Source organism: Microvirgula sp. AG722 (assembly GCF_003269145.1).
Taxonomy (GTDB): Bacteria; Pseudomonadota; Gammaproteobacteria; order Burkholderiales; family Aquaspirillaceae; genus Microvirgula; species Microvirgula aerodenitrificans.
This window is the reverse complement of the sequence record NZ_QLTJ01000005.1, coordinates 51,345-64,667: the sequence shown is the minus strand read 5'-3', so window position 1 is coordinate 64,667 and position 13,323 is coordinate 51,345. Positions and strand designations below refer to the sequence as shown.

Sequence of the window (13,323 nt, the reverse complement as noted above, 5' to 3'; positions counted from 1 at the left end):
TCAATTCATGCAAATGTAGGGTTTTGTTGCCGTTCGTCGACACAATTTACATATTTTCGACATAAATTCAGTCTTTATCGAAAATCCGGCAAGAAAATTTGATACGAATTGAAAATTTCTTGTTCATAACAAAAAACCAATAGTTATACTGCGCGACCTTGGCACCAGTGCAGCCCGACACTGGAGAATGACAGCTAAATAACCCGAAGGGGTGGCCATCGGCAGTCTGCCGGTGGTCATGGAGAGCTTCTATGCAGTCAAAACGACTAACACAATACATTCTGCTTGCCCTGGTGCTCGGCATCGTCTGCGGCTACATCGTCAACCAGCATGGCGGCGAAGGCGGCTTCATCACCGAGTTCGCCAGCTACATCTCGCTGCTGACCGATATCTTCCTGCGCCTGATCAAGATGATCATCGCGCCGCTGGTCTTCACGACGCTGGTGGTCGGGATTGCCCGCATGGGCGATGGCGCGACCATCGGCCGCGTCGGCGCCAAGACTTTCGGCTGGTTCATCTGCATGTCGCTGATGTCGCTGCTGCTTGGCCTGATCATGGTCAACCTGCTGCAGCCCGGCGTCGGCCTCCATCTGCCACTGCCCGACGTCAATGCGGCCAGCGGGGTGGAAAAGGCGGCGATGTCACTGAAGGACTTCCTGCATCACGCGTTCCCGACCAGCATCATCGATGCCATGGGCAAGAATGAAATCCTGCAGATCGTCGTGTTCGCCATCTTCTTCGGCGTTGCTGCCGCAGCCCTCGGCCCGAAGGCCGAGCCGCTGATCAAGGACATGGACATGGTCGCCCACATCATGCTGAAGGTGACCACCTACATCATGAACTTCGCCCCGGTCGCGGTGTTCGCCGCCGTGGCGGCGGTGGTGGCCGAAAACGGGCTGCGCGTGCTCGCCACTTACGGCACCTTCATGCTGAGCTTCTACGGCTCCATCCTGCTGCTGTGGCTGGTCATCATGCTGCTGGGCTCGCTGTTCCTCGGCAAGAGCGTGTTCCGCCTGGCGCGCTCGATCCGCGAACCGGTGCTGCTGGCCTTCAGTACCGCCAGTTCGGAAGCGGCCTACCCGAAGACGCTGGAGAACCTCGAACGCTTCGGCTGCAACAACAAGATCGCCTCGTTCGTGCTGCCGATCGGTTACTCGTTCAATCTGGACGGGTCGATGATGTACTGCACGTTCGCGACCATCTTCATTGCCCAGGCCTATGGCATCGAGCTGACGCTGACCCAGGAAATCATGATGCTGCTGATCCTGATGGTCACGTCCAAGGGCATGGCCGGGGTGCCGCGTGCCTCGCTGGTGGTGATTGCGGCGACGCTGGGCCAGTTCAACATTCCGGAAGCCGGTCTGCTGCTGATCCTCGGTGTCGACCACTTCCTCGACATGGCCCGCTCCGCCACCAACGTGCTCGGCAATGCCGTTGCCACGGCTGTGGTGTCGAAGTGGGAAGGCGAGCTGGACACCAGCAAGCACGGAGACATGTAGCCCGCAGTGGGACCGGAGGCGGATCTGCATCCCCTCCGGCTGCGAGGCAGCAAAAACAATGGCCGGGCAATTGCCCGGCCATTGTCATCCATGGTGCCGAAACCTTCAGGCGGCCTCGCCGACGGCCGGTCCGGCCAGGGCATCGGCCGGCATCGACAGTGCCGCGACCCGTTGCCGGGTGGCGCGGAACGCCTCGCTGTCCAGGTGGGCGCGCCAGGTATCGACATCGCCCTGCCCGGCCATGGCATCCAGCCGTGCCGCCAGCGCCGGCAGTGCCGGTGCGCTGAAGCGCGAGAACAGCTCGTCGACCACGTCCGGCCGGTTGCAGACCAGCGCCATGTCGCAGCCGGCGGCAAAGGCCGCTTCGGCACGGGCGACGATGTCGCCAACGCCGGCGGCGCCTTCCATGCACAGGTCGTCGCTGAACAGGGTGCCGGTGAAGCCGAGCCGCTCGCGCAGCACGGTGCCGATCCAGAACGGCGAGAAGCCGGCCGGATTCGGGTCGACATGGTCGTAGACCACGTGGGCCGGCATCACGGCGTGCAGACCGGCACGCACCAGACGCGCAAACGGCACCAGGTCGTCGCGCTCGATCTCGGCGTAGTCGCGATGGTCGACCGGAATCTCGTGGTGCGAATCGCCGGCCACGAAACCGTGCCCGGGGAAATGCTTGCCGCAGGCGATCATGCCGCCAGCCGCCAGCCCCCCGATCAGCGCGGCAGCCAGTTCGGCCACCACTTGCGGGTCGCGGTGGAAGCTGCGGTTGCCGATCACCGCGCAGACGCCATGATCGAGGTCGAGCACCGGCGTGAAGCTCAGATCGACGCCGCTGGCGCGCAGCTCGGCCGCCAGCACTTCACCGACGGCGCGAGCGGTGTCACGGGCCTGATCCGGCGAGCGCGCCCACATCTCGCCCAGCACGCGCATTGGCGGCAGGCGGGTAAACCCGTCCAGGAAGCGCTGGACGCGCCCCCCTTCGTGGTCGACCGCAATCAGCAGGTGCGGGCTGCGCAGCGCACGGATCTCGCCGGTCAGCGCACGCAGTTGTGCGACCGATTCGAAGTTGCGCCGGAACAGGATCACCGCACCGACCAGCGGGTTGGACAGGCGGCGCTTTTCTTCGTCGGTCAGGCGGACGCCGGCGACGTCGATCATCACCGGGCCGCGAGGCAGTTGCAGGGTCATGACAGGGTCCAGGTGGATTGACGGGTCAGCCTTGCACGGAGGCGCGAAGGCGGGCCAGCACCGCGTCGCGACCGATCAGCGCCAGCACGGCATCGACCGACGGCGTCTGCGCGGTTCCGCATACGGCCACCCGCAGCGGCATGCCGAGCAGGCCCATCTTGATGCCCTCGTCGGCGCAGAACGGCTTGAACAGTTCATGGATCGCTTCCGCGTTCCACTCCGGCAGCGCCGCCAGGCGCTCGCCGAAGCGGCCGATGCGCGCCCGGGCGTCAGCGTCGAAATGCTTGGCCAGATCGGCGTCGACCGGCGTGCGGCGCACATAGAAGTAGTCGCACTGCGCAGCCAGTTCGTTCAGGTCGTGCGCACGTTCCTTGACCAGCGCGATCACGTCGGCCAGCGCCGGACCGTTTTCGGCCTTCACGCCCAGCTTGTTCAGCCGCGGCTCGACCAGTGTGGCCAGCCGGCCATTGTCGGCCACCTTCATGTGCTGCTGATTGACCCAGAGGAATTTTTCACGGTCGAAGCGGCTCGGGCCCGGATTGACGGCCTCGAGACTGAACCATTCGACGAACTGTTCCATGGTGAAGAACTCGTCGTCGCCATGGCCCCAGCCCAGCCGGGCCAGGTAGTTCAGCAGCGCTTCGGGCAGAATGCCCTGCTCGTCGTACTGCACCACGCTGACCGCATCGCGCCGCTTGGACATCTTGTGGCCGTCGGCGTTCAGGATCATCGGCAGGTGCGCATACTGCGGCAGCGGTGCATTCAGCGCCTTCAGGATGTTGATCTGGCGCGGCGTGTTGTTGACATGGTCGTCCCCGCGGATCACCTGGGTGATATTCATGTCCCAGTCGTCGATGACCACGCAGAAATTGTAGGTCGGGCTGCCGTCCGGGCGGGCAATGATCAGGTCGTCGAGTTCTTCATTGGCAAATTCGATACGGCCCTTGACCAGGTCGTCCCAGGCGACGGTGCCATCCAGCGGCGTGCGGAAGCGCACGACCGGTTCGACACCTTCCGGCACCGGCGGCAGCGTCTTGCCGGGTTCCGGACGCCAGCGGCGGTCATAGCGCGGCTTCTCGCCGCGGGCTTCCTGACCGGCGCGCATTTCGTCCAGCTCTTCCTTGCTGCAGTAGCACAGGTAGGCATGGCCGGAAGCCAGCAGGTCTTTCACTACCGCCTTGTAGCGATCGAAGCGATGGGTCTGGTAAAACGGACCTTCGTCATAGTCGAGACCGACCCAGTGCATGCCGTCGAGGATCGCCTGCACCGACTCGGGCGTCGACCGCTCCAGGTCGGTGTCTTCGATGCGCAGCACGAAAGTGCCGCCATGCTTGCGGGCATAGGCCCAGGAAAACAGTGCGGTGCGGACACCGCCGATATGCAGGAAGCCGGTCGGGCTCGGAGCGAAACGGGTACGGATCATGTCGGAATGCATTCGGTAGGATCAGGCGAAGACCCGTATTCTACGCGGACCGCAGATTGTCCATAACCCTTGCGACGTACAACCGTCCGCGCCCACCGTCACGCCGTTCCACGAAGAACGGACGAGCGCAGCGAGGTCCCCTCGCGGCGGCGAGGGCGGAGGGTGTCGGAATCGGACAGGCTGACGGCGTGCCCACCACTTTCGCAATCAGTCGGGCCTGCACCGACGCCACTGCAGCCGGCCGCGCCCACACCGTCACGTCGTTCCACGGAGAACGGACGAGCGCAGCGAGGTCCCCTCGCGGCGGCGAGGGCGGAGGGTGTCGGAATCAGACAGGCTGACGGCGTGCCCACCAGTTCCGCAATCAGTCGGGCCTGCACCGACGCCACTGCAGCCGTCGGTGCCCACCCCCCGTTACCGTCAGAACAGCGGCGACGGATCCGTCTGCGCCGAGCCGCTGAGCCAGTGCACCGGCGCCAGACCGGCCTGGGCCACTTCCGGCCGGCTGCCGCTGCAGGTCACGCAGACCGGCTGGCCGGTCCGCTTGCCGAGCACCGCCTTGACCAGCCTGCCGTCGACCTTGCGATTGTGCTCGCTGCCCCACTTCTCGGCAGCGGCGGTGACTTCCGCCGGGCCGGTGGTCGCGGTCTTGTAGATGTCCGGATAGGACGTCAGCCACAGGTCGCCGCGCGCGTCGGTATTCATGATCACCGACTGGTTGATGACCGAGACCGGCACATCGGTCGACACCGTCCGGGCCAGGGTCAGCACGTCGTCGTTGCGCATGCGCACGCAGCCGTGGCTGCGGAAACCCGGCACGCTGGACGGCGCATTGGTGCCGTGAATGCCGAGACCCAGCCGGGGCTCGCCAAAGCGGACAAACACCTTGCCGAGCGGATTGTTCGGCCCGGCCGGCACCACGGTCTGCACCGTCCTGCCGTTTTTCTTCATCTCGGCCTGGATCGACTTGGGCACATGCCAGGCCGGGTTGTGATAAATGCCGGTCACCCAGTATTCGCCGGCCGGTGTCTGGGTCAGCGTCTTGCCGACCGCAACCGGGTAAATCGTGTCCAGTTTGCCGTCGCGATACAGGAACAGCCGGGTCTGCGGCAGATTGATCACCACGTGATAACCGGTCTCGCTGACCTGCACGTCCGGCACCGGCGCCGCGCGCGACGGGGCCGCCACGGCGGATGCGCCGAGCAGGACCAGGGTGAAAAGAGAACGTCGGATCGGGGTGAACATGGGCATTAGATACTCGTGGCCTCAGGAAAGGTCTGAACGACTGCGCGTTTTTTGAGAAAATAGCGTTTTCGCGTGAATTGTAAACATATGTTACCCATCGCCACCATCGAATCGCTCGACCATGACGGCCACGGCGTGGCCCACGTCGACGGCAAGACGCTGTTCATCGACGGCGCGCTGCCTTTCGAGCGTGTCGAATACCAGTCCTACCGGAGCAAGGCCACCTACGAGAACGCCGACTGTACCCGGGTGCTGGAAGAAAGCTTCATGCGCGCCAGACCGCGCTGCCCGCATTTCAATGTCTGCGGCGGCTGCTCGATGCAGCACGTCGAGTTCAATGCCCAGGTCGCCGTCAAGCAGCGCGTGCTGGAAGACAACCTGATCCGGATCGGCAAGGTCACGCCGGAAGTCGTGCTGCCGGCCATCTATGGCCCGGAATGGGGCTACCGTCATCGCGGCCGCATGTCGGCGCGCTGGGTCGCCCGCAAGGGCAGCGTGCTGGTCGGTTTCCATGAAAAGCGCTCCAGCTTTATCGCCGACATGACCGAGTGCCACATCCTGCCGCAGCGTATCTCGGTGCTGCTGGTGCCGCTGCGCGGGCTGATCGCCTCGCTGTCGATCTGCGAGCGCATGCCGCAGATCGAATATGCCGGCGGCGAGGATGTCGACGTGCTGGTGCTGCGCACCATGGACCCGCTGACCGCTGCCGACGAGGCGCTCGTGCGCGATTTCGCCGACCGCCACAATGCCGGTCGCGCCCTGCCGCTGCAATTCTGGCTGCAGCCGAAAGGTCCGGACACCGCCCACCCGTTCTACCCGCTCGACGCCCCGCGCCTGTGCTACCGCCTGCCGGAGTTCGGTATCGAGATGCCGTACAAGCCGACCGAATTCACCCAGGTCAACCCCGGCATCAACCGGGTGATGGTCCAGCGTGCGATGCGCCTGCTCGACCCGCAGCCGGGTGAACGCATCGCCGACATGTTCTGCGGACTGGGCAATTTCACGCTGCCGATCGCCCGCTCCGGCGCGACCGTGCTCGGCATGGAAGGCAGCGCACAGCTGATCGAGCGCGCCATCGAGAACGCTACCCACAACGGCCTCGATCATCGCGTCGACTACCGCATGGCCAATCTGTTCGACCTGACCGAGGCATCGCTGGCCGCCCTCGGCAAGTTCGACAAGATGCTGATCGACCCGCCGCGCGACGGCGCCATCGATCTGGTCAAATCGCTGAACGAAGACGCGCCATCACGCATCGTCTACGTGTCGTGCAACCCGGCCACCCTGGCACGCGATGCCGGCGTGCTGGTCAATATCAAGGGCTACACGCTGAAGGCAGCCGGCATCGTCAACATGTTCCCGCATACCGGCCACGTCGAGAGCATCGCCTGGTTCGAGAAGACCGGCCCGGGTCTGAGTCGCGAGGAAGTCGCCGCCCTCGATGCGGCTGAAGCCGAAGCGCGCGAGGCCGCCAAGGCCGCGAAAAAGGCCCGCAACGCGGCGGCGGCCAAGGCCAAGGCCGACGAGGAAGCAGCCCGCGTCGCCCGCAAGGCCGCGCGCCTTGCCCACTACCTGGCCAATCAGGCCGCGTACGACGCCCGCAGCGCGAAGAAGTAAGCCCCGGATGCCGTTGCCGGCGAATCAGGCCGGCAACGGCGTCGCCGCTCCCGGCGCCTGGGCGTAAAATGCCCGCCTCGGCCCATCCGGGCCCCGGCACTGACAGGAACATCACCATGGCACATTGCATCGAGGGCGGCCGTCTGGTCGCACTGACCAAGGACCCGCTGTTTGCCGACGATCAGGACTGCGACGACGTCGAGGCCTATCTGCAACAGCTCGGCTTTACCCGGGTCGGTGCGGCCGAGGGCGTGGGCTCGGTGTGGAGCACGGCGTTCGCCGAGCAACAGCCGGTGACGCTGGACGGTTTCGGCCCGGTCGCCTTTCTGCTCGACATCGAGATCGGCGGGCTGATCGAAACCATCCTGTGCCGTGATTTCGGCGAATACCTGCAGGCAATGAAGCTGAGCCAGGGCCACTTTGCCGCCGCGCCGTTGCTGTTCGCCGATATCGATGCGGTCCACGATCATGAACACGATCACGACGACCACGGCTGCGGTGAAGGCTGCGGCTGCTCGCACTGAGCTCGCCCCGCCACGGCAATCGTCATCCATGAGCGCCGAGCGCAAGATCATCCATGTCGACTGCGACTGCTTCTACGCGTCGGTCGAGATGCGCGACAACCCGGCGCTGCGCGAGGTGCCGCTGGCCATCGGCGGCGCCTCCGACCAGCGCGGCGTCATCGCCACCAGCAACTACCTGGCCCGCCGCTTCGGCGTGCGTTCGGCCATGTCCACCCGCCGCGCAATGCTGGCCTGCCCCGACCTGGTCCTGCTGCCGCCGGACTTCCCGCGCTACCGCGAGGCGTCGCAGGCCATCCGCCGCATTTTTCTCGAGTACACCGACCGGGTCGAGCCGCTGTCGCTGGACGAAGCCTATCTCGATGTCAGCGGTCAGCCCCACTGTCAGGGCAGCGCGACACTGATGGCCGAGGAGATCCGGGCGCGGATCGCGCGTGAGGTCGGCATCACCGCCAGCGCCGGCATCGCCGGCAACAAGCTGCTGGCCAAGATCGCCAGCGACTGGAACAAGCCCGACGGCCAGTTCGTGGTGCCACCGTCAGCCGTTGACGCCTTTATCCGCCCGCTGCCGGTGTCAAAGCTGTGGGGGGTCGGTCAGGCAACGGCCGCCCGGCTGGCCCGGCTCGGCGTCAGTGATTGCGCCAGCCTGCAGGCATGGACGCCGGAAGCGCTGGAGCAGCATTTCGGCAAGCTGGGCCGTTCGCTGTACTACCAGTGTCGCGGCATCGACAGCCGGCCGGTGGTCAGCGAGCGGGTGCGCAAGTCGCTGTCGGTCGAGTACACCTATGCGCAGGATCTGCCCGACCTGGCCGCCTGCCGGGCCGCGCTGCCGGCGCTGTGCGACGACTTCTTCCGCCGCCTGGCCCGCGCTGCCGATCCGCGCACGCCGCACAAGGCCATCGTCAAGATCCGCTTCCACGACTTCCGCCAGACCAGCATGGAATGCCTGTGCACGCAGCCGGACCGCGAGGTGTTCTCGCTGCTGCTCGACAGCGCCTGGGCACGCGGCGGCAAGCCGGTGCGCCTGCTCGGCGTCGGCGTCCGCTTCGGGGACGACGACGATGCCGGCATCGGCATCACGCTGCCGCTGTGGGACGCAGCATGAATCGCCACGCCCGCCAAATGTCTATACATATCCGGTAATGAATTCTTAAATATTCACTAATTCCCCACTATTCTGGGCGCAAACGGGAATAAATCGTCTTTCTGTCTGACAATATAGCCAGACGAATTGACTATACATTACACTCATCCGCACTCCGACCCGCTCACAGGATGACTGTATGCTCACGCTCACTCCCGGCGCCCTGACCCTGGCGCAACTGCGTCTTGTCGACCGTGACGCGCCCCCGCTGGAACTCGATCCGGCCGCCGCTGCCGCCATCGACGCCTGCGCCGATACCGTGGCACGCATTGCCGCCCGGGGTGCGCCGGCCTATGGCATCAACACCGGCTTCGGCCGGCTGGCCAGCACGCACATCCCGCACGATCAGCTCGAACTGCTGCAGCGCAATCTGGTGCTGTCGCATGCGGTCGGCGTCGGCGAGCCGATGCCGGCGCCGGTAGTCCGGCTGATGATCGCCCTGAAGCTGTCCAGCCTCGGCCGGGGACATTCCGGCGTCCGCCGCGTGGCCATGGACGCCCTGATTGCGCTGTACAACGCCGACGTGCTGCCGCTGATTCCGGTCAAGGGTTCGGTCGGCGCTTCCGGCGACCTGGCACCGCTGGCGCACCTGTCCGCCGCGCTGCTCGGTGTCGGCGAGGTATTCATCGCCGGCCGGCGCGCGCCGGCGGCGGAAGGGCTGACCGCGGCCGGCCTGCAACCGATGACCCTGGCGGCCAAGGAAGGGCTGGCCTTGCTGAACGGCACCCAGGCGTCGACGGCGCTGGCGCTGCACAATCTGTTCGCGATCGAGGATCTGTTCCGTACCGCGCTGGTGGCCGGCAGTCTGTCGGTGGATGCCGCCGCCGGCTCGACGGCGCCGTTCGATCCGCGCATCCACGCGCTGCGCGGCCAGGCCGGCCAGATCGACGCCGCCGCGGCTTACCGCACGCTGCTGGAAGGCTCGGCCATCAACCTGTCACACAGCGACTGCGGCAAGGTGCAGGACCCTTACAGCCTGCGCTGCCAGCCCCAGGTCATGGGCGCCTGCCTCGACCAGATGCGTCATGCCGCCTCGGTGCTGCTGATCGAGGCCAACGCCGTATCCGACAACCCGCTGATTTTCCCGGACAGCGACGAAGTGCTGTCCGGCGGCAATTTCCACGCCGAACCGGTCGCCTTCGCCGCCGACAACCTGGCGCTGGCCGTCGCCGAGATCGGCTCGATCGCCGAGCGGCGCATTGCGCTGCTGATCGACGCCACGCTGTCCGGCCTGCCACCGTTCCTGGTCAGGGATGGCGGCGTCAATTCCGGCTTCATGATTGCCCATGTCACCGCCGCCGCGCTGGCCAGCGAAAACAAGACCCTGGCCCATCCGGCCTCGGTCGACTCGCTGCCAACCTCGGCCAACCAGGAAGACCATGTGTCGATGGCGACTTTTGCCGCGCGCAAGCTGGCCGATCTGGCCGACAATACCGCGGCCATTCTCGCCATCGAGCTGCTGGCGGCGGCACAGGGCATCGACCTGCGCGGCCCGCACGTCACCAGCCCGCGCCTGCGCGAGGTCATGTCGCTGCTGCGCCGCCATGTGCCGCATTGCGATATCGACCGCTATTTCGCCCCCGACATTGCCGCCGTGACCGCCCTGGTCCGCGAGGGCGCGTTCGCTGCGCACAGCCCGCTGGCTTTCGACTAGCGCCGGTCGACAAAGCGCCGCACGTAGTCGTCGACCGGCCGGTTGACGATATCGTCGGCGTCGCCGACCTGGACCAGCCGGCCATCGCGCAACACGGCGATGCGCTGGCCGAGCCGCAATGCCTCGTCGATATCGTGGGTGATAAAGACAATGGTCTTGTGCAGTGTCGCCTGCAGCTCAAGCAACTGGTCCTGCATTTCCCGTCGGATCAGCGGGTCCAGTGCGGAAAAGGCCTCGTCCATCAGCAGGATGTCGGTATCGGCGGTCAGCGCCCGCGCCAGCCCGACCCGCTGGCGCATGCCGCCGGACAGCGCATCCGGCCGCATGGCCTCGTAGCCGGCCAGGCCGACCTTGTCGATCCAGTGTCGTGCCGCCTCGCGCGCGCGCGCAGGTCTCTCGCCGCGCACCACCAGCCCGTAGGCCACGTTGTCGAGCACGCTCTTGTGCGGCAGCAGGCCAAAGTGCTGGAACACCATGCTGACCGAGCGCCGGCGCAAGGCGCGCAACCCGGCAGCATCCAGTTGCAGGATGTCTTCGCCATCGATCAGGATTTCACCGGCGGTCGGGTCGATCAGCCGGTTGAAATGGCGCACCAGCGTCGACTTGCCGGAACCGGACAGCCCCATGATCACGAACACCTGCCCGGCGTCGATCTCCAGCGACACATCGTCGAGGCCGACCGTGCAGCCGGTCGCGGCCAGCACCTCGGCCTTGGCCGCCCCCTGGCGCAGCATGGCCAGTGCCCGCTCACTGCCGTGGCCGAAGATTTTGACAATGTGCCTGGCGACGATTCTGGGCATGTCGCTCACTCCCCGCATGACTGGATTCCCGACCAGCATACCGCAGCGTCCCGGCGCCGTCCGCCGCGCCCGGTTGGCTATACAAGCCATGCTATAGTGCCGGCCATTCCGTCGCCGGCCCTGCCCATGCCCAGCCCCGTCCAGCCCAAACCCGTTCCCGCCTATGCCCAGATCAAGGCCTATGTCCGCCGCCAGATCGAGCAGGGCATCTGGCAGACCGGCGAGCAGATTCCGTCCGAGCACGAACTGCTCAAGCAGTTCGCCGTGTCGCGGATGACCGTGCACCGTGCCTTGCGCGAGCTGACCGCAGAACAGGTACTGACCCGGATCCAGGGCGCCGGCACCTTTGTCGCCGGGCAGAAGTACCAGTCCACGCTGGTGCAGATCCGGAATATCGCCGACGAAATCGCCAGCCGCGGCCATCACCACCACTGCGAGGTGCTGCTGCTGGAACGGACCCGCGACCGCGCGGCACTGCAGGCGCTGGAACTCGATCTGGGCGACGAAGCATTCCACTCGCGCCTGCTCCACTTCGACAATGACGTGCCGATCCAGCTCGAGGACCGCTTCGTGAATCCGCAGCTGTATCCGCACTATCTGGAGCAGGACTTCCGCACCCTGACGCCGAACGCCTACATGACGCGCGAAGCGCCGATGCAGCGGGCCGAATACCTGATCATCGCGCGGATGCCGGACGCGACCGCACGGCACCGGCTGCGGATGGACATCGGCGACCCGTGCCTGGTCCTGCAGCGTCGCACCTGGGCGCACGGGCGCATCGCCACCGATGTCACGCTGTGGCATCCGGGATCGCGCTTCCAGTTTGCCGGCGCATTCTGAGTGGGCACGATGGCCAGCCATGACATAAGCACATGACGTATCGGCTACAATGCGCCTTCGTCATAGCCATGGTCCCATCATGCACGTCAAGAAAACCACGATTGCCCTGTTCCTGTCCTGCGCTGCCAGCCTGATGCCGGCAGCCGCCTTCGCCAAGGGCGCATCCGAAACCGCCAGCCTGGGCGGGATGTCCGTTGCCGCCTCGCCGCTGCTGTCGGTAACCGGCCATCCGCTCCAGGGCTCGGTCGCCGGGGCGTTCGGTTCGGGCCTGGTCGTGGTGTCGCTGGTCGAAGGATCGGCCGACACCTTCCGCGTCGTGCTGGAAAAAGCGGCCGACGGCAGCAAGGCCACGGTGGCCATGTCCGCCTCCGCCGTGCGCGCCGCCGGGCTGTCCGTCGGCAAGACAGTCAATGTCGTGTCCGAGGCCACCGGTCACTCGCTGGTCTATATGGGCAAGCTGCTGGCCTTTATCCCGAACACAGCCGGCGAAGCGCTGCTGCACCGCAGCCGGGTCGACCAGGAAGCCGCACCGGCGCTGCAGCCATGAGCGCGCGCCGCCTTGCCTGCCTGCTGCCGCTGCTGACGGCGATGCTGGCTGCCCTGCCCGCCCATGCCGGCCAGACCTGCCACGAAACCCCGCTGGAACCGGCCACCGTGCGCAGCGCGTTCCGCAGCGGGCTGGCCCTGCAGCAGCAGCTCGACCAGTTGTCGCCCGACGTGGCCGTGATTGCACGGGTCGGCCAGGATCTGTCCGAGTACGGGCTGCACTACTCCCACGCCGCCTTTGTCACCCGCGATGCCCCCGGCCAGCCGTGGCGGGTCAGCCACCTGCTGAACGACTGCGGCCAGGCCACCTCGGTGCTGTGGCGCGAGGGGCTGGCCAATTTCTTCCTCGACGACATGTTCTCGTACGAGTCGCTGGTCGTGATTCCCGACGCACAGACCCAGGCCCGCCTGCGCCTGCTGCTGCGCAATCCGGCCTCGCTGGAGCAGATGCACGCGTCCCGCTACAACATGCTGGCCTACCCGTACTCGACCCAGTACCAGAACTCCAACCAGTGGGTGCTGGAAGTGCTGTCGGAAGCGCTGGCCGGTCGCCAGTTTGCCCGTCGTGCCGACGCGCAGGCCTGGCTGCAGTCGGCCGGCTATCAGCCCGGCACGCTGCAGATCGGCGCGATGAAGCGGCTGGGCGGGCGGATGTTCCGTGCCAATGTGGCGTTCGACGACCATCCGACCCAGCGCCGGATGGCCGGCCAGATCGACACCATCACCGTCGAGTCCGTGATCGAGATGCTGAAACGGAGCAGCCCGGGAACGCAGCTCAAACCGGTCCCGGCACCCGCCGCCTGATCTTCCGCTCCCTCGCCCGTGCTTTGTCGCGGGGTGCGGAGACAG

General features: G+C 66.1%; 12 protein-coding genes. 8 read left to right on the top strand and 4 right to left on the bottom strand.

Annotation, left to right across the window (positions count from 1 at the left end; all coding sequences use genetic code 11):
- Positions 1–251: 251 nt before the first annotated feature.
- Positions 252–1,499, top strand: a complete 1,248-nt coding sequence (locus DFO50_RS09205) for a dicarboxylate/amino acid:cation symporter (RefSeq protein WP_028498842.1) — start codon at positions 252–254, stop codon at positions 1,497–1,499.
- A gap of 105 nt (positions 1,500–1,604) precedes the next feature.
- Here DFO50_RS09205 and nagZ read toward each other — a convergent pair whose 3' ends face one another.
- The 3 genes from nagZ to DFO50_RS09190 form a co-directional block, all read right to left on the bottom strand.
- Positions 1,605–2,684: a beta-N-acetylhexosaminidase gene (nagZ, locus tag DFO50_RS09200; RefSeq protein WP_112692381.1), complete on the bottom strand. Its 1,080-nt coding sequence runs from the start codon at positions 2,682–2,684 to the stop codon at positions 1,605–1,607.
- Positions 2,685–2,709: 25 nt separating this feature from the next.
- Positions 2,710–4,107 (bottom strand): glutamate--tRNA ligase, encoded by a 1,398-nt coding sequence (gltX, locus tag DFO50_RS09195; RefSeq protein ID WP_112692428.1) that lies wholly within the window; start codon positions 4,105–4,107, stop codon positions 2,710–2,712.
- A gap of 420 nt (positions 4,108–4,527) precedes the next feature.
- Positions 4,528–5,352 carry a L,D-transpeptidase gene (locus tag DFO50_RS09190; protein WP_107890353.1) on the bottom strand — a complete coding sequence of 275 codons (825 nt, stop codon included), beginning with the start codon at positions 5,350–5,352 and terminating at the stop codon, positions 4,528–4,530.
- Positions 5,353–5,439: 87 nt separating this feature from the next.
- Between DFO50_RS09190 and rlmD the strand changes: the two genes are divergently transcribed.
- From rlmD to hutH, 4 genes are all read left to right on the top strand, one after another.
- A complete protein-coding gene (gene rlmD, locus DFO50_RS09185; RefSeq protein ID WP_028498845.1) occupies positions 5,440–6,969 on the top strand; it encodes a 23S rRNA (uracil(1939)-C(5))-methyltransferase RlmD in 1,530 nt (509 codons plus the stop codon).
- 116 nt (positions 6,970–7,085) lie between these two features.
- A complete protein-coding gene (locus tag DFO50_RS09180) occupies positions 7,086–7,493 on the top strand; it encodes a hypothetical protein (RefSeq protein ID WP_028498846.1) in 408 nt (135 codons plus the stop codon).
- Positions 7,494–7,521: 28 nt separating this feature from the next.
- Entirely contained in the window at positions 7,522–8,595 is a 1,074-nt protein-coding gene (dinB, locus tag DFO50_RS09175; RefSeq protein WP_112692380.1) for a DNA polymerase IV, read from the top strand.
- 178 nt (positions 8,596–8,773) lie between these two features.
- Positions 8,774–10,288, top strand: a complete 1,515-nt coding sequence (hutH, locus tag DFO50_RS09170) for a histidine ammonia-lyase (RefSeq protein ID WP_112692379.1) — start codon at positions 8,774–8,776, stop codon at positions 10,286–10,288.
- Here hutH and DFO50_RS09165 read toward each other — a convergent pair.
- Complete coding sequence (locus tag DFO50_RS09165) at positions 10,285–11,088, bottom strand: glycine betaine/L-proline ABC transporter ATP-binding protein (RefSeq protein ID WP_199489788.1); 804 nt, start codon at positions 11,086–11,088, stop codon at positions 10,285–10,287. The two genes, hutH and DFO50_RS09165, sit on opposite strands and share 4 nt — an antisense overlap.
- Positions 11,089–11,214: 126 nt before the next feature.
- On the opposite strand from DFO50_RS09165, the gene hutC reads away from it, so the two are divergent.
- The 3 genes from hutC to DFO50_RS09150 all read left to right on the top strand — a co-directional run bounded on the left by hutC (position 11,215) and on the right by DFO50_RS09150 (position 13,278).
- Positions 11,215–11,928, top strand: coding sequence for a histidine utilization repressor (hutC, locus tag DFO50_RS09160; RefSeq protein ID WP_112692427.1), 714 nt, complete (start codon positions 11,215–11,217; stop codon positions 11,926–11,928).
- Between the two features lie 79 nt (positions 11,929–12,007).
- Entirely contained in the window at positions 12,008–12,475 is a 468-nt protein-coding gene (locus DFO50_RS09155; protein WP_051528760.1) for a hypothetical protein, read from the top strand.
- The gene (locus DFO50_RS09150; protein WP_112692377.1) at positions 12,472–13,278 is read left to right on the top strand and encodes a DUF2145 domain-containing protein; all 807 of its coding nucleotides are present in this window, start codon (positions 12,472–12,474) and stop codon (positions 13,276–13,278) included. Before DFO50_RS09155 ends, DFO50_RS09150 begins: the two co-directional genes overlap by 4 nt.
- The last annotated feature ends 45 nt before the right edge of the window (positions 13,279–13,323 follow it).